The following is a 14,978-nucleotide window of genomic DNA, read 5'->3' on the forward strand; positions in this document are numbered from 1 at the left end:
ATCGGTCGCGAAAGCGGATATTTGCCGGTCCTGAGGTCCGATCACCGGACGATCTCCGGCAGGAGAGGATGGCCTCATGAGAGCCGTAGTACAAAGAGTCAGCCGGGCATCGGTCACCATCGACGGCGAGGTGGTCGGGGCCATCGACGGGCCCGGACTGCTCGTCCTGCTGGGTGTCACCCACGACGACACCGCCGAGAAGGCGGCCACGCTGGCCGCGAAGATCTGGACCCTGCGCATCCTCCACGGCGAGCGCTCCGCCGCCGACGAGCACGCCCCGATCCTCGCGATCAGCCAGTTCACCCTGTACGCCGACACCCGCAAGGGCCGCCGCCCGTCGTGGAACAACGCCGCGCCGGGCCCCGTCTCCGAACCCCTCTACAACTCCTTCTGCGACGCCCTCGAATCCCTCGGCGCAAAGGTGGAACGCGGCCGCTTCGGCGCCCACATGGACGTCGCCCTCACCAACGACGGCCCGGTGACGCTCATCCTGGACGCATAAAGAACCGGCCCCCGGATCCGTGCGGGATCCGGGGGCCGGGGTGTTCTGGGTCGGTGAGGTTCGACTCAGATGGCGTCTGCCGAGGTCAGCTGACGACGCCCGCGGCCGAGTGGCCGACGACGACCTTGGTGTTCAGGCCCTGAACCTCGACAACCAGCGCGTTCACCGAGATGTAGCGCTTCTGCCGCATGACCTGGTTGAAGGTCAGCCGGGCGATGCCCGGGATCTCCAGCGTCTTGTTCTCGCCGGTCGGAACCGCGTAGGACTTGCCGCCGACCCGGATCGAGGCGATGGTCGAGGACGAGCTCACGCCGGCCTTGTTGTCCTTGGTCTTCCACGCCGAGGCGGAGGACTCGATCGCGCCGATGGACAGGCTGCCCACCTTCACGCCCGCGACGTGCGAGGTGAAGTTGATGTAGGACTTGTCCGCACCGATGGCGCCGTTCTTGGTGGTGTAGACACCGCCGACGTAGGCGACCTTCGGGATGTTCAGCTCGCCGACCGCGACCCGGACCGTCTTGCCCTCAGTGCCCTGGCAGGTGGTCTGAAGGGACGTCGCGTCGGAGACGACCAGCTTGTCGGCCGTGGCCTTGGTGCCGTAGGCGTCACCGATGACCAGTGCGGTCGCCGGCTTCGAGATCTCCGCGCGGGTCTTCAGCACCGCGACGTCGACGCCCTGCGGGATGTACTGGTTCTTCACCGTCGCGTGCAGCACAACGGCCTGCGCGTACGAGTAGATACCGGAAGCGGTCTTCACGCCGCCGACCCGGTTCAGCACGATGTAACCGAGACCCGGAACCGCGATCTTGGTGTTCCACTTCGGCTTGAGCAGCGACGGCACCGAGATCGCGCCGATCCGCACGCCCGCGAACGTCGTGTCGCCGGTGTACGACAGCTGGCCCTTGGAGTACTTGGCCGTCGTCGTGGTCTTCACGCCGGTCAGCGTGACCAGGTTGCCGACGCGGATGTCGGCCGCCGTTGCGGTGCTGGTGACGCCCGTTCCGCTCTTGTTGTTGAACGCGTGCGTGTCGGTCTTCACCGAGCGTGCGATCGCCTGGTTGTTCACGTTCGCCGTGGACAGGTCGTTCTTGTCGTGCTTGGTGGCGTCAGTGGTGCAACCAAACTTGCTGATGACCTGCGGACCGCTGTTCGCCAGGCCGGATTCGACGTCGGTGCCGTACGAGTAACCGCTGTATCCGAAAACCGGCGAGGCGGACGCCGAACCCGAGGTCAGCGCGATCGTAGAAGCCACGCCGACGACCGCCGCAACTCCGACGGCAGCGAGCTTCTTGTATCCGATGCGGGGTCGCATTGACCCCTCCTCCCTGAGTGATGACGTGACCCGAAGCGCGGGTCAGGACACAGACACAACTCAGCCGATTGCGGTAGGTGACGAGCCGACCGCGCTCTGAGACCTAACCGTTACATTGCTGCTCGGCCCACGAGATTTCCCCCGCCGACCCGTAACCCGGATGCGATGACCTCAAATCCCTGCCGGGTAAGCGATCCCGGGCATGCCGAAGGGCCCGGACGCGCAAGGTCCGGGCCCTTCGTGCTTACTTCAGGGTGGGCCACCGATGGGTGGTGGTGGCACCTTGTGTAACGACCGACTGCTCAGACGGTGACGGCCACTTCCGCGACCTCGCCGTACTGCGCGACCACCTGGCGGTCGACCGGGTCGGCCTTCGGGGCCAGCGTCCGCAGCGTCCAGCTGCCGGGCGCCGCGAAGAACCGGAAGTGCCCGGTGGCCGACGTCGGCACCTCGGCGGTGAACTCACCGGTGGAGTCCAGCAGCCGCACGTACGCGCCGCCGACCGGCTCCTCGCCGCGCAGCACCTGGCCCTGGATCACTGCTTCCTTGTCGACGTCGACACCCTTGAGGTCGAGGCCGCCCTTCGTTGCTCCGCACATGTGTCAGGCCTTTCCGGGTTCGTCGCCGAGGGCAACGGGTACGCCGACCAGCGAGCCCCACTCGGTCCAGGAACCGTCGTAGTTCTTCACGTTCTCCTGGCCGAGGATCTCGTGCAGCACGAACCAGGTGTGCGCCGAGCGCTCGCCGATGCGGCAGTACGCGATCGTGTCCTTGCCGAAGTCCACGCCGGCGTCGGCGTACAGCGTCTTCAGCTCGTCGTCGGCACGGAAGGTGCCGTCGTCGTTGGCCGCCTTGCTCCACGGGATGTTCGCCGCGGTCGGGATGTGACCCGCGCGCTGCGCCTGCTCCTGCGGGAGGTGGGCCGGGGCGAGCAGCCGGCCGGCGTACTCGTCGGGGCTCCGCACGTCCACCAGGTTCTTCACGCCGATGGCCTCGTTGACCTCGTCGCGGAACGCGCGGATGTCCAGGTTCGGGGCCTTGGCGGCGTACTCGGTCGCGTCGCGCTTGACGACCTCGTCGGTCAGCTCGCGGCTGTCGAGCTCCCAGCGCTTGCGGCCGCCGTCGAGCAGGCGGACGTCACCGTGGCCGTAGAGCTTGAAGTACCAGTACGCGTAGGCCGCGAACCAGTTGTTGTTGCCGCCGTACAGCACGACCGTGTCGTCGTTCTTCACGCCACGCTCGGACAGCAGCGCGCTGAACTGCTCCTGGTTGACGAAGTCGCGACGGACCGCGTCCTGCAGGTCGTCCTTCCAGTCCAGCTTGATCGCGCCGGCGATGTGGCCGGCGTCGTACGCCGAGACGTCTTCGTCGACCTCGATCAGGACAACGCCGTCGTCATTCTTGTGCTCCTCGACCCAGTCGGCCGAGACGAGCGCGGATTCCCTGCTCATGTGTGCTGCCTCTCAGTTGGTAGCGGTGGTTGGCGTACGAATGCGGTGGATCAGCAGATAGGCCTCGCAGCCGAGGCAGAGCCCGACGGCCGCGTTCACGAACGCGGCGACCAGGGCGAATCCGGTGGCGACCACGCCCAGCACGGTGACACCGGTCAGGTACCCGATCAGACCGGCGACCGCGAAGACCAGGCCGACCAGCTGGGCGAACCGCGGCGGGGCCGCGTCCTCCAGTTCCTGCGGCGGGCCGATCCGGGGCCGGACCAGCCGCTTGAACAGCTGCCCGTACGGCGAGGCCTGCACGCCGAACGCGACCGAGATCGCGAACACCACGGCCTGCACGGCCAGCGGCCACGGGTTGTTCAGTACGAGCGTCAACGCCAGGACGACCGTGGTCACCCCGGCCGCGAACCGCAGCCCGCGCGGATCAACCTTCTGTGCCGCCGATAATTCGGACATGACAACTCCTGCGAGGAGGAGGGCTGTCGAGCCGGACCCGCCCGGGTGTGCGGGGAGACGACGTACGCGGAACCGTGCTCAGCGACCGGTTCCGCAGCGCTCGGGACGCCGCCTGGTCAGCGGCGTCGACACAGCGATGAGCGCACCCGGCAGTTGTCCACTGCCCTGCGCTTCGTCAGCCATGTCGTGTAAACCACGGATCGAGCGTACGGAACCTGGCCGGGTGTGCCGACCGTGGTCCCATTACTTGAGACAACTGATCACATGGTGATATCAGACGCGGACAACGTTGGTAGCCGCTACCTTGTCGTGCAGCGCCTGGTTCTTGTCGTCCCACAGCGGCCACAGGTAGTTGATCAGCGCGATGAAGCCGGCCAGCGTGCCGACCAGCGGGATCGCGCCGAGCACGCTGAGCGCCATCTCGAAGCCGTACCGCTTGGCGACCGCCGAGCCGGGCGGGTTGCCGGGGACCTCCCGCAGCCGGACCGCGATCCCGAGCAGCATCTTGCCCGGGGTGGCGCCCTTCTTGGTCAGGAACAGGTACTCGTAGATGAACGACACCACGAGACCGATCAGGATCGCCGGGATCATCCACTTGTAGACCTCGGGCGGCAGCGTGGTCGAGGTCGTCGGGGTGCCGGCCTCGGCCGCGTCCATCGTGGACTTGAAGTAGTCCCAGAGGACCTGCGAGTACTTGTAGTAGAAGTAGCCGGTGAGCGGCAGCCCGACGATGCCGACGATGATCGAGTCGATGATCCGCGCGAACACCCGCCGCCACCAGCCCGAGAGCAGTTGGCCGTCCGGGGTGGTGTGCGGAGGCTTGCCCGGGTAGCCGTAACCCTGCTGCTGCGGGTGCCCGTACTGCGGTTGCTGGTACTGCTGGCCGTACGGCGGCTGCTGCGGTCCGGCGTACTGCCCGTACTGCGGCTGCTGCTGAGGCTGCTGGTGCGGCGGGGCGTACTGGCCGTACTGCGGTTGCGCCGGACGGGTCGGCTCCGTGGGCGCAGCGCCACCGCCGTACACCTGGCCGTGCTGGGCTGCCTGGCCGTACTGCGATGGGGCGCCGAACTGCCCTTGGTACGGCGCCGGGCCCTGTTGCGCGCGGCGCTGGTCGGTCCAGGTGCTGCCGTCCCAGTACCGCTGCTGGGTCGGGTCCGCGGGGTCGTCGTACCAACCGGCTGGAGAGCTCACGCGGAGAGTCTTACTTACCTGCAGGTGCATGCGCCATTCGGTTGCACCTACCGGACGGTGGTCAGCTCGCCTGGCGGTCGATCGCGGTCGCCAGCGCGGCGATCACGTCGGGCTTGCGCGGTGCTCCGCTGGCACGCTTCACCACGGCTCCGGTGCTGTCCAGCACCAGCGTGGTCGGCGTACGCAAGATGTCGAGCCGGCGTACCAGCTCGAGGTGGGACTCCGCGTCCAGCTCGACGTGGCGTACTCCGTCGACCATGCTCTCGACCTCGGCCAGCGTCCGCCGGGTCGCCCGGCACGGCGCACAGAACGCCGACGAGAACTGCAGCAGCGTCGCCCGCTCCCCGAGCTCCCCACCGACCTCCGCGGCCGTCACCCGCTCCACGTCGTCCTCGCTCTTCCCACGAAACCGTCCGTCAACCCAAGCCTTGAGCACACTCAGCACCACGCCGGCGGCCACAGCCCCGACCAGCACCCACACTCCAAGACTCACAATCATCCACGGTACGACCCCTCATCCACCTCTCAACCACCCGTTTCACCCACTGAGAACCCGTCTGTCTTAATGGGCATGTGGAGAGTGGGTTGGTGGTGCGGGCCGGGGTGGTGATTCCGGAGGGGGAGTTGGCGTGGCGGTTCTCGCGGTCGGGTGGGCCGGGTGGGCAGTCGGTGAACACGACCGACAGTCGGGTGGAGTTGAGCTTCGACGTGGCGGGGACGTCGGCGTTGAGCGACGTACTGAAGGCGCGCGCGCTCGAGCGGCTGGAGTCGCGGCTGGTGGACGGGGTCGTGACGATCGCGGCCTCGGAGTACAAGTCGCAGTGGCGTAACCGGGAGGCTGCCCGCGAGCGCCTGGTCGCGCTGATGCGTGACGCGATCGCCCCGCCGCCCCGGAAGCGGCGGCCGACGAAACCTTCGAAGGCGTCCGTACGGCGGCGTCTGGACGACAAGAAGCGCCGCGGCCAGACCAAGCGCCTGCGCGGTCGCCCGGACGACTGACGCGGCCCTCTGGCTGGTTACGCTTCCGCCGTGCAGGAAACGGGGAGCGGGGGGTCGGAACAAGAGGAGCCGGAAGAGCTCCCGGAGTTCCAGGATCTGAAGGTGCGCGGTCGCTCACTGCGGACGTGGTCGGTCAGCGCGGCCGTCGTGCTGCTGGCGGTCTCCGCGGCGTTCGGCGGTCTGAAGAAGGCCGGAGCGGAGACTCCGCACGTGGCCGCGGGCACCGCGATCGACGCCGGCCAGTTCGAGGTGACGATCCAGCGCGTCGTCACGCTGAAGGACCTGAAGCCGCTGTTCACCCCGGACGACGGCGGTGCGCTGATCGCGGTCGTGACCAAGCTGAAGGTGACCGACGACACCGGTACGACGCCGCCGTCGGACCTGATCCGGCTGATCGGCGTACCGGGGGTGAAGGACACCGATCCGCCGCTCGGCACCACCAACGCGCGTGACGCGACCATGAACCCGGTCCTCACACCCGACGCCGGCGAGGACGTCGCGTACGTCTGGAAGTTGCCCAAGGCCACGCAACTCCCGACCGAGGTCAGTCTGACCGTGCAGGGCTACGAGCACGAGGACGAGTCGATCCTCGATCACCACGAGAAGTGGCTCCCGGACAAGGTGGTTGCCGACAGCACCGTGAAGGTGATCCGCCGGTGACCGAGCGGAGGATACTCAATCTCGGCCTCACGCTGGCAGTGCTGGTCACGATCGTCGGCCTGTACCGCCTGACCCCGACGCAGAAGGACATCCAGGACCCCACGCCGGTGAAGGGCATCATCGGCCGCACCGTGAAGACGCCGCGGTTCGACCTGACCGTCAACGACGTCCGCGTCGGCAAGAAGCTGCGCATCCCGCACTCGACGCCGGACCGGGACACGCTCACCGACTTCGTCGTGGTCGACGCGACGATCACCGCCACCCGCGAACCGATCCACGTCGCGAACGTCCGGATCAGGTCGTCCGACGGCGTCACGTATCTCGGTGCCAACCGCAACGGTCTGGACGAGGTCGACCTGACCGGCACCGAGCTCTCGCCGGACATCCCGGTCCGCGGGTCGTTCGTGGTCGAGATGCCGGCCGGCAAGGTGCCGGGGGCAACGTTGCTGGTGATGGAGAAGTCGATCCTCAACGACCTGGAGCCGCAGGTCACCGTCCCGCTCGGACCCGACACGGTCAACGTCCAGGATGTCGTGGAGCTGACCCCTGCGAGCGACACATGACCGGCGCGCGACGGGCCCGCCGTGGCTGGTTCAGCAAGAACACGGCCGCGCTGGCGACCCTGGTGCTGGCGATCCCGCTCGCCGGCTGGTGGACCACCCGGAGCGATTACAAGTCCTGGTACGACGCTGAGCCCCGCGACCCCGTCGTCGTGTCGGCCGGCGGTACGTCGTACAACAACGCGATCTGGTACGGCGCGAGCGTCGAGCAGGATCCCCGGCCGGTGCGGGCCGGTTCGGGTGACGCCCTGCCGGACGGGACCACGCGGATCCGCGTGTACTTCCGGATCCAGGTGAACCAGCTGTCCGCGCTCGACGGGCTCGGCGGCTGCCAGCTCCACCTGCGCGCGCCGGACGGCCGTATCTGGGACGACACGTTGATCGCGGACGACTACCAGGACCGTCCGACCGGCTGCACGGGCGGGTACGACGACAAGCCGGAGAGCTGGCGCGGGAAGTTGGCGCAGTACTACGTGAAGCCGGTCGCCGGGAAGCCGTTCGAGACGGTCGCGGTGTTCGTCGTACCGACGTCTGTCGCCGGCAGCGTGCAGCCGACGATCACCTTCGCTACGAAGCTCCCTCAGTACTTGGCATTCCCGAGGTAGCAGCACTCAGGTCGGTGACGCCGTGGTCTCCCGCCGACTGCTCGTGGACAGCGCGGGTCCGGGGCGTCAGGTAGCCGGCCAGTCCGCCGATCATCCGGTCGTACGCCGCGGCGAGCAGGCTGACCTGCAGGGAGATCTTCAGCCCGTCGGTGAGCAGGTTCAGGGGCTCGTCGATGACCAGCCAGAACTGCAGCGTGTGCGGGCCGAGCACCCAGAGCTTCAGCGCGATCCACACTGCACTGGCTGCGAACGTGACAACCGCCCAGGCCAGGAAGTACCCCAGCATCGGCCGCAGCCCGGATCGGACGACCAGCCGGAACGCATTGGCCACCGGGATCCAGCGGTCCTTCCAGTCGGAGACCACCGAGTTCCCGGCGATGCGGACGATCCGCGGCGTCTGTTGCCAGCGATGCGTGATCCGGTCGAACTTCCAGCGTGGTGCGTCGAGCTTCTGCACGACGCGGCCGTAGATGACCGCGGTCATGGTGATCCACATCAACGGCAGTACGGCGGCGTCCCACAGGTCGGCGATGCCCGCCGCGACGAAGCCGGTGACCGTGTCCCACACCGCGCGGACCTGGTCGACACCGAGCACCTGGTCCAGGACCGAGGTGTAGCCGTCGTGGAGCCATTGCCAGACCACGCGCTCCTTCAGCCACGTCATGGGTGGCGGGATGACCGACGTGGCCTGGTAGACCACCACGAAGATCCACAGCGCCTCGAGGTAGGTGACGAACAGCTTGCGGACCGGCCCTTCCTTCTCCTTCTTCCACTTCTTGAATGCGAAGCGGAGCAGGTACGCCGTGAGGCCGAGGCCGATGAACAGCCAGGTGGACAACGACTGCAGTCCCTCCGACGGCTGCGGCACCGTACCGCCGGTCAGAACGGTCGCAGCGGTCTCGTTGACCTTGTGAACCGCCAGTTGGTACTCGTAGTCGAGCGCCTCGTTCTGCAGGAACTTGTACGCCGCGTAGAACGCCAGGAACGGCAGCAGCGCCGCAGCCAGCGCGTCGAGGGGCTTGTGCTCGTTGCCGGGCTCCATGCCGTCCGGTGCGAGGGTGCCTTCGGCAACAGCCCGCCGGTGGAACGGCAACTCGCCACGCAGCACCAAGAACATGCCCACGTACATCGCGAGCGAGACCACGACGAGCAGAGCGAGTACTGCGATACCGGCAGCCTCAGCCTTGGCCCCTGCTTGTACGGCGACCCACTGCAGACCGCGGTGGGCCAGCTGGGCCACCAGAAAGACCGCGAACAGGCGCGGCCAGGCCTTGCCGAACAGGACCCCCGCCCGCCCCACCGTAGTGAGTAGCGTCCCCGACTCCATCGCCACGGCGCCGAATGTACCCCGGCGGAAGCTCTCCTCAGCCGCCGGCGAACGGCGGCAGCGCGTCGACCAGGGCACCTTGCCGCAGCGGCGTGGCCGGGTCGGCGCGCTCGCCGTCCATGAGGAACGTGCAGATCGAGAGCACCCGCGCCAGCTCCGGCCGGTCCGTCGAAACGGTGCTGACCAGGTCGCGGATCGAGCCTGCCTCGGCGGTCGCAGACGACTCCCCCGCGGCTGAACGAGCGGCAGCGAAGTACCTGATGGTGACTTCCGGCATCTGGTCGGCGCCTCACTAATCGGTTAAGTCTTCGGCTATTATGTCAGCTTGCTGTTCTGCCCAGTGTGTCTCAGGCCCCCGGCAACGACGCCGCCGGGGCCTGACGTGCACGAGGACCGCATCGCATCCTCTGGATCCGATGATCAGCACAAGGAGACGGCGTGAGCACGTTGCTTCTGCTGACGAACGCGCTGCAGGCCTCCACCGAGGTCCTGCCCTCGCTCGCCCTGCTCCCGCACCAGATCCGGATCCTGCCGCCCGAGGTCGCCGCGCTGGTCGACGCCCCGGACGCTGACGCCGTGCTGCTGGACGCCCGCCGCGACCTGGTCGCCGTTCGGAGCGCCTCCCGGCTGATCCGCACAACCGGCATCGACGTACCGCTCATCCTGGTCGTCACCGAGGGCGGTCTGACCGCCGTCAACGCCGACTGGGGCGCCGACGACGTGCTGCTCGACACCGCCGGCCCGGCCGAGATCGAGGCGCGGTTGCGGCTCGTCATCGGCCGCCTCGCCGCGACCCGGAACGACGAGCCCGAGTCCACGCTGATCCGCAGCGGCGACGTCGTGATCGACGAGGCGTCGTACACGGCGAAGCTCAACGGGCGCGCGCTCGACCTGACCTACAAGGAATTCGAGCTGTTCAAGTTCCTGGCGCAGCACCCGGGCCGCGTGTTTACCCGCGAGCAGCTGCTCCAGGAGGTCTGGGGCTACGACTACTTCGGCGGCACCCGGACCGTCGACGTCCACGTACGCCGCCTGCGCGCCAAGCTCGGCCCCGAGCACGAGTCGCTGATCGGCACCGTGCGGAACGTCGGCTACCGCTTCGTCGTACCGCCGACCACCCGCGAGCCCGCCGAGGCTAAGGCCTGAGCCCGGCCCGCTCAGAAGAAGAACTTCAGCAGCGTAAAAGCGAGGCCGGCCGCCGCGCACAGCGCTGCCTTCCAGGACCCCACGCCCTGCCGGAACCCCGCCACGAACGTCCCGATCGTGACCGGCACGAGCATCACCAGCAACGTGACCCCGGCCGCGTGCACCCCGACGTGCGCCTGGAACGTCAGCAGCCAGCCGACCACGAACGCGAACGCCAACCCGAGCCAACTGCTGGTCCGAACCGACCCATCACCTGCATCGCTGCGGTGCCCACGATGCGACGCCCGAGCGGGCCGCCGATGTGAGGTCGGAGCAACGTGCGCCATTCACTCACCTTCCGTAAGTGCCTGAGCACGCAAGGTACCAGGAAGGTCGGTGCGGACGAAAAACCGGTACGCCGCACAGGGTGTGCGACGTACCGGTTCTCGGTGCGGGTCAGGATCCGATGGAGATCCGGTCGGTGGCGACCGGGGTGTACGGGTCGTGGGCGGTCAGGTAGTTCGCGAAGGCGTCGATGTCGAGGCCGCCGAAGAACTTGTTCGTCGCGGTGGTGAAGGCCGGGAAGCCGTCGCCGCCGTCGGAGAGGAAGTTGTTCGTGACGATGCGGTACGACGTACCGTCCACCAGCGGCTGGCCGCCGATCTTGATCGAGTCCGCCACGATCTTCGAGCCCGCCGCGGCCGCCGGGTTCCAGGTGTAGGTGATACCCGAAACCTGGAGCACCTTGAACTTCGGCGCGTCCGGACCGTTCACGCCGGAGAACTGCTGCTCGAGCAGGGTCTTGATCTGCGCGCCGGTCATGTCCATCGAGACCAGGAAGTTGTTGAACGGCTGCACGGTGAACGCCTGCCCGAAGGTGACCTCACCGCCGTTCGACGCGAGGTCCGCGCGAATGCCGCCCGGGTTCATGAACGCCGCGACCGGGGTCTTCCCGCCGGACACCACGGACGGGTCGGCCAACTGCGCGTCGGCGATCAGGTTGCCCAGCGGCGACTCGAGTGAGTCGTCTGGCGTCCGTACCACCGACGGGGTGGTGATGTGGCCGATCACCTTGGTCTCGATCGGCGCGACCAGCGTCTTGTACTTCGTGATCAGGTCGGCCGTCTTACGGTCCGGCACCACGTCCTGGGTGACGATCTGGTTGTTCGCCAGCGTGTTCACCCGGTCGACGTCGCCGGTCGCGTTGTCGATGCTCAGCCGGACGTCGGTGACGACGCGGCCGAACGACGACGCGCTGGTGACGAGCCGCGGCTTACCGGCCTTGTCGGTCAGCGAGCAGTTGTACGCCTGGTGGGTGTGGCCGGAGATGATCGCGTCGATCTCCGGGTCCAGGCCGGCGTTGATGTCGACGATCGGCCCGGAGATGCCCGGGCAGCTGTTGTACGCCTTCGGGTCGGCCGGGAAACCGCCCTCGTGCAGCAGTACGACGATCGACTTCACGCCCTTCTTCTTCAGCACCGGGACCAGCGCGTTCGCGGTCTCGACCTCGTCCTTGAACGTCAGGCCCTCGACACCGGACTTCGTGACGATGTTCGGGGTGTTCTCCAGCGTCATACCGATGAAGCCGACCTTCTGGCCGTCCGCGAACGTCTTGATCGTGTACGGCGCGAACAGGGTCTTCTGGGTGTTGGTGAAGAACACGTTCGCCGACAGGTACTTGAACTTGGCGCCGGTGAACGGGTGCTTCAGGTCCGGGCAGGAGTTCTGGTTGTTCTGCCCGTCGCCGTCGGGCAGGCAGCCGCCGGTCTGCATTCGGAGCAACTCGTGCCAGCCCTCGTCGAACTCGTGGTTACCCACCGACGCAGCCTCGAGCCCCATCCCGTTCATCGCCTCGATCGTCGGCTCGTCGTGGAACGCGGCCGACAGCAGCGGCGAGGCGCCGATGAGGTCACCGGCCGCGACCGTGACCGAGTCCTGGCCCTTCGCCTTCGCGGCGGCCCGCAGGTCCTTCAGGTACGTCGCGAGGTACGCGGCGCCGCCTGCCGGGATGCCGTTGATGTTGCCGCCCGAACCCGTCGCCGGCTCCAGGTTGCCGTGGAAGTCGTTGATCGCGAGCAGCTGGATCTGGGTGTGGGTCGGCTTCGGCTTCTTCGCCTGTGCCTGCGCCTGTGCCTGTGCCTGCGCCTGTGCCTGGGCCTGCGCCTGGGCCTGGGCCGCCTGGGTGCCGGTCGGTGCGGCGCCGGCTGCCTGGCTCACGGATCCCCCCGCGGCCAAGGCGAGCACCACGGCCGTCCCGGTGGCGAGCAGTCCCACCGCTCGACGTCCCCCCGGCCGCGCTTTGTCCCGTCCTGTCAGGGCCATGTCAACTCCGTTGTTGTGGTTGTGAGTCCGCTGAAGTTACCTGAGCAGCAAACCTTCTTTCCAGAACCTGAGAATGAACTCAGCTGAACTCTTTTACTGTGTTCCGGTGACCCTCGAAGCCGTTCCCTCACCGTTGCCCTCGGCCACCGCCGCCGCCGTCACGGAACTCGCCCGCGCGGCAGCACACAGCGACGGCGTGAACCCGCTGTCCGAACGCACCCTCCTGCACCTCGACGGCGAGCACCCCGAGGACGTCCACGTCCTCGCGTACGAAGGCGATCCCGGCACCATCGAGGTCACCGGCCTGCAGAGCGCCCGCAACCTCGTCGGGTACGCCGCCTTGTCCCCCGACGGCTCGGCCGAACTGGTCGTCGCCCCTTCCGCCCGTCGGCAGGGCTACGGCACGGCGCTGCTGCGCATGCTGCTCGACCACGGCGGTTCCCGCACTCGCGTCTGGGCCCACGGACGCCTGCCTGGCTCGGACGAGCTGGCCCGGCGACTCGGTCTGGAGGTAACACGTGAGCTCTACTTCCTCCGCCGTACCAGGGCCTCGCTGCCGGAACCGGTGTGGCCGGACGGGATCGCCGTACGAACGTTTGTCCCCGGCAAGGACGACTCCGCCTGGCTGGCGGTGAATGCGGCGGCGTTTGCCGACCACCCGGAGCAGGGCAGCTGGACCGCCGAGGACCTGACCGAGCGGATCCAGCAACCCTGGTTCGACGCTGCTGGCTTCTTCTTGGCCGTCGACGCGACCACCGACGCCCTGGCCGGCTTCCACTGGACCAAGGTCGAGGACGGCGTAGGCGAGGTCTACGTAGTAGGCGTCTCCCCGTCCCACCAAGGCTCCGGCCTAGGCAAAGCCCTAACCCTCCAAGGCCTCCACCACCTACAGGACGACCGAAACCTAGACTCCATCGTCCTCTACGTAGACGGCACCAACACCCCAGCCCGAGCCCTCTACACCTCCCTCGCCTTCACCACAGCCGCCCTAGACGTCCAATACGCCCCCACCAACACCCCCGCCTAACACCCCGCGCGGCGCGCCCACCTGACGCCCCGTGCAGCGCGCCCACCTGACGCCCCTCGCCTGATGCCCCTCGCCTGATGCCCCTCGCCTGATGCCCCTCGCCTGATGCCCCCGCGTGACGCGCCTGCCTGACGCCCCCGCCTGATGCCCCCGCGTGGCCCGCCCTCGTGACGCGCCTGTGTGACGCGCCTGCCTGACCCCACCGCATAACGCCCCCGCCTGACGCCACCCGCCTGACACCCCCGGCCTGATGCCCCGCGTGGCGCGCCCGCCTGACGCCCGCCTAACGCCCCCGCCTGATGCCCCCCGGGTGTCGCGCCTGCGCGGCGCGCCTCCGTGACGCCACCGCCTAATGCCCCCACCTGACGCATCCGGGTGGCGCGCCTGCCCGACGCCATCGCCTGACACCCCTGCGTGAGGTGCCGGCGGCACGAGCCACCAACGCGACCTACCAGCGCGACCTACCGAGGTCCCGGGGAAGGCGCGAACCCACGACGACGCCTGCGCGAGATGCCTGTGAACGACCTCACACCGAAGTCACCCCCTCACTTCGCGTCATAACCCCCGCCCCCACCCGTCCCACCACCAACCAGGAGCCGTCCGAGCCTCTAACCCCCCAGCCGGGCGGCTCCTGGCCCCCAACCCACTTATCCACAACTGCACCTTTTGACATCGAACCGAGCCCCACACCCCCGTTACGATCATTTCGACTACGGAGGGCAGACACTCGTGACACACCGCAACAGGCCAACCCTCACCTTCCTGGCCTGCCTATGCGCCACCACACTCCTAACCGCCTGCACGAACGGCAGCCCAGCAGCAGGCCGCCCCAACACGGCCCCACCGAGCCCGTCAGCCGGCACGAGTAGTAGCTCATCCGCGAGCGCACCGACCAGCACCACGAGTCCCGGATCTGGATCCGCGACACCAACAACTGCGCCGGAGCGACCGAAGCCCGCGCAGGGGGTGACGCTCGCGGCAGCAGACCAGTTCGTCCGCTACTACAGCGATCTGATGAATTATGCAGCCGACACGGGCGACACGGCCGCACTGCTGAGCGCGAGCGATGCGGGCTGCGGGAATTGCCAGGCATATGCAGACTTCATTGCGAAGTCCAACGCGGCGAACGGTCTGCTGGCCGGTGATTACCACGAGCACATTACCGATGTACAGGAGTTGACCAAGGGAAAACCTGGATTTGCTGGTGGATCGGCCACCCTGCGCGTCGGCGCGTACACGAGCAAGGAGACGCAGGCCGATACGCCGCTGGCCAGCAAGCCATCGACATACACGCGCGAATTTGCCTTGTTTGCCAAGGGCGGCAATTGGGTCATGTATGAGATGAAGCAGACAAAGCAATGAAAGCGATAGTCGGCATTGCCGCGTTCTCAATCGCCACCCTGACGGCGTCGGTGAGTGTCTGGGCATCACCTGACCA

The 14,978-nt window shown here is 67.8% G+C and carries 18 protein-coding genes; 8 read left to right on the forward strand and 10 right to left on the reverse strand.

Translation table 11 applies throughout. The features are described from left to right. Positions 1-76: 76 nt before the first annotated feature. A complete protein-coding gene (gene dtd / locus ABT313_RS07535) occupies positions 77-502 on the forward strand; it encodes a D-aminoacyl-tRNA deacylase (protein WP_350849724.1) in 426 nt (141 codons plus the stop codon). Between the two features lie 85 nt (positions 503-587). Here dtd and ABT313_RS07540 read toward each other — a convergent pair whose 3' ends face one another. From ABT313_RS07540 to ABT313_RS07565, 6 genes are all read right to left on the reverse strand, one after another. Next, the gene (locus tag ABT313_RS07540) at positions 588-1,814 is read right to left on the reverse strand and encodes a choice-of-anchor P family protein (protein WP_350849726.1); all 1,227 of its coding nucleotides are present in this window, start codon (positions 1,812-1,814) and stop codon (positions 588-590) included. 302 nt (positions 1,815-2,116) lie between these two features. Beyond that, positions 2,117-2,413, reverse strand: coding sequence for a DUF1416 domain-containing protein (locus tag ABT313_RS07545; protein ID WP_134105618.1), 297 nt, complete (start codon positions 2,411-2,413; stop codon positions 2,117-2,119). Between the two features lie 3 nt (positions 2,414-2,416). After that, complete coding sequence (locus ABT313_RS07550) at positions 2,417-3,265, reverse strand: sulfurtransferase (protein WP_350849728.1); 849 nt, start codon at positions 3,263-3,265, stop codon at positions 2,417-2,419. A 12-nt stretch (positions 3,266-3,277) separates the two neighbouring features. Further along, a complete protein-coding gene (locus ABT313_RS07555) occupies positions 3,278-3,724 on the reverse strand; it encodes a DUF4395 domain-containing protein (RefSeq protein WP_350849730.1) in 447 nt (148 codons plus the stop codon). A gap of 273 nt (positions 3,725-3,997) precedes the next feature. After that, positions 3,998-4,915 (reverse strand): RDD family protein, encoded by a 918-nt coding sequence (locus ABT313_RS07560; protein ID WP_350849732.1) that lies wholly within the window; start codon positions 4,913-4,915, stop codon positions 3,998-4,000. A 61-nt stretch (positions 4,916-4,976) separates the two neighbouring features. Continuing rightward, positions 4,977-5,408, reverse strand: a complete 432-nt coding sequence (locus tag ABT313_RS07565; RefSeq protein ID WP_502883940.1) for a TlpA family protein disulfide reductase — start codon at positions 5,406-5,408, stop codon at positions 4,977-4,979. An 80-nt stretch (positions 5,409-5,488) separates the two neighbouring features. Between ABT313_RS07565 and arfB the strand changes: the two genes are divergently transcribed. The 4 genes from arfB to ABT313_RS07585 are packed head-to-tail and all read left to right on the forward strand — an operon-like array spanning position 5,489 to position 7,739. Next, entirely contained in the window at positions 5,489-5,914 is a 426-nt protein-coding gene (gene arfB / locus ABT313_RS07570) for an alternative ribosome rescue aminoacyl-tRNA hydrolase ArfB (protein ID WP_350849735.1), read from the forward strand. A gap of 30 nt (positions 5,915-5,944) precedes the next feature. After that, complete coding sequence (locus tag ABT313_RS07575; RefSeq protein WP_350849736.1) at positions 5,945-6,574, forward strand: hypothetical protein; 630 nt, start codon at positions 5,945-5,947, stop codon at positions 6,572-6,574. Continuing rightward, positions 6,571-7,137, forward strand: coding sequence for a DUF4352 domain-containing protein (locus ABT313_RS07580; RefSeq protein ID WP_350849738.1), 567 nt, complete (start codon positions 6,571-6,573; stop codon positions 7,135-7,137). Before ABT313_RS07575 ends, ABT313_RS07580 begins: the two co-directional genes overlap by 4 nt. Then, positions 7,134-7,739: a hypothetical protein gene (locus ABT313_RS07585; RefSeq protein ID WP_350849740.1), complete on the forward strand. Its 606-nt coding sequence runs from the start codon at positions 7,134-7,136 to the stop codon at positions 7,737-7,739. The genes ABT313_RS07580 and ABT313_RS07585 overlap by 4 nt, the downstream gene beginning before the upstream one ends. Here ABT313_RS07585 and ABT313_RS07590 read toward each other — a convergent pair. Together ABT313_RS07590 and ABT313_RS07595 are read right to left on the reverse strand one after the other, a co-directional pair. Continuing rightward, entirely contained in the window at positions 7,702-9,066 is a 1,365-nt protein-coding gene (locus ABT313_RS07590) for a hypothetical protein (protein ID WP_350849871.1), read from the reverse strand. The two genes, ABT313_RS07585 and ABT313_RS07590, sit on opposite strands and share 38 nt — an antisense overlap. 37 nt (positions 9,067-9,103) lie before the next feature. Next, positions 9,104-9,343: a MoaD/ThiS family protein gene (locus tag ABT313_RS07595; RefSeq protein ID WP_350849741.1), complete on the reverse strand. Its 240-nt coding sequence runs from the start codon at positions 9,341-9,343 to the stop codon at positions 9,104-9,106. A 161-nt stretch (positions 9,344-9,504) separates the two neighbouring features. On the opposite strand from ABT313_RS07595, the gene ABT313_RS07600 reads away from it, so the two are divergent. Next, on the forward strand, positions 9,505-10,212 hold the full coding sequence (locus ABT313_RS07600; protein WP_350849743.1) for a winged helix-turn-helix domain-containing protein: 708 nt from the start codon (positions 9,505-9,507) through the stop codon (positions 10,210-10,212). 11 nt (positions 10,213-10,223) lie between these two features. Here the strand turns inward: ABT313_RS07600 and ABT313_RS07605 are convergent, their stop codons facing one another. After that, a complete protein-coding gene (locus ABT313_RS07605; RefSeq protein ID WP_350849745.1) occupies positions 10,224-10,538 on the reverse strand; it encodes a hypothetical protein in 315 nt (104 codons plus the stop codon). A 109-nt stretch (positions 10,539-10,647) separates the two neighbouring features. Next, a complete protein-coding gene (locus ABT313_RS07610) occupies positions 10,648-12,513 on the reverse strand; it encodes a bifunctional metallophosphatase/5'-nucleotidase (protein WP_350849747.1) in 1,866 nt (621 codons plus the stop codon). Between the two features lie 106 nt (positions 12,514-12,619). On the opposite strand from ABT313_RS07610, the gene mshD reads away from it, so the two are divergent. Then, positions 12,620-13,540 carry a mycothiol synthase gene (gene mshD, locus ABT313_RS07615; protein WP_350849749.1) on the forward strand — a complete coding sequence of 307 codons (921 nt, stop codon included), beginning with the start codon at positions 12,620-12,622 and terminating at the stop codon, positions 13,538-13,540. A 729-nt stretch (positions 13,541-14,269) separates the two neighbouring features. Beyond that, entirely contained in the window at positions 14,270-14,902 is a 633-nt protein-coding gene (locus ABT313_RS07620; protein ID WP_350849750.1) for a DUF6318 family protein, read from the forward strand. The last annotated feature ends 76 nt before the right edge of the window (positions 14,903-14,978 follow it).

Origin of the sequence: Kribbella sp. NPDC000426, from assembly GCF_040300265.1 — a bacterium.
Lineage (GTDB): Bacteria > Actinomycetota > Actinomycetes > Propionibacteriales > Kribbellaceae > Kribbella.

Excerpts from the sequence above, each read along its gene's own strand:
- dtd (WP_350849724.1), top strand. The coding sequence starts at position 77 with ATGAGAGCCGTAGTACAAAGAGTCAGCCGGGCATCGGTCACCATCGAC.
- ABT313_RS07540 (WP_350849726.1), bottom strand. The coding sequence starts at position 1,814 with ATGCGACCCCGCATCGGATACAAGAAGCTCGCTGCCGTCGGAGTTGCG.
- ABT313_RS07545 (WP_134105618.1), bottom strand. The coding sequence starts at position 2,413 with ATGTGCGGAGCAACGAAGGGCGGCCTCGACCTCAAGGGTGTCGACGTC.
- ABT313_RS07550 (WP_350849728.1), bottom strand. The coding sequence starts at position 3,265 with ATGAGCAGGGAATCCGCGCTCGTCTCGGCCGACTGGGTCGAGGAGCAC.
- ABT313_RS07555 (WP_350849730.1), bottom strand. The coding sequence starts at position 3,724 with ATGTCCGAATTATCGGCGGCACAGAAGGTTGATCCGCGCGGGCTGCGG.
- ABT313_RS07585 (WP_350849740.1), top strand. The coding sequence starts at position 7,134 with ATGACCGGCGCGCGACGGGCCCGCCGTGGCTGGTTCAGCAAGAACACG.
- ABT313_RS07590 (WP_350849871.1), bottom strand. The coding sequence starts at position 9,066 with ATGGAGTCGGGGACGCTACTCACTACGGTGGGGCGGGCGGGGGTCCTG.
- ABT313_RS07595 (WP_350849741.1), bottom strand. The coding sequence starts at position 9,343 with ATGCCGGAAGTCACCATCAGGTACTTCGCTGCCGCTCGTTCAGCCGCG.
- ABT313_RS07605 (WP_350849745.1), bottom strand. The coding sequence starts at position 10,538 with ATGGCGCACGTTGCTCCGACCTCACATCGGCGGCCCGCTCGGGCGTCG.
- ABT313_RS07610 (WP_350849747.1), bottom strand. The coding sequence starts at position 12,513 with ATGGCCCTGACAGGACGGGACAAAGCGCGGCCGGGGGGACGTCGAGCG.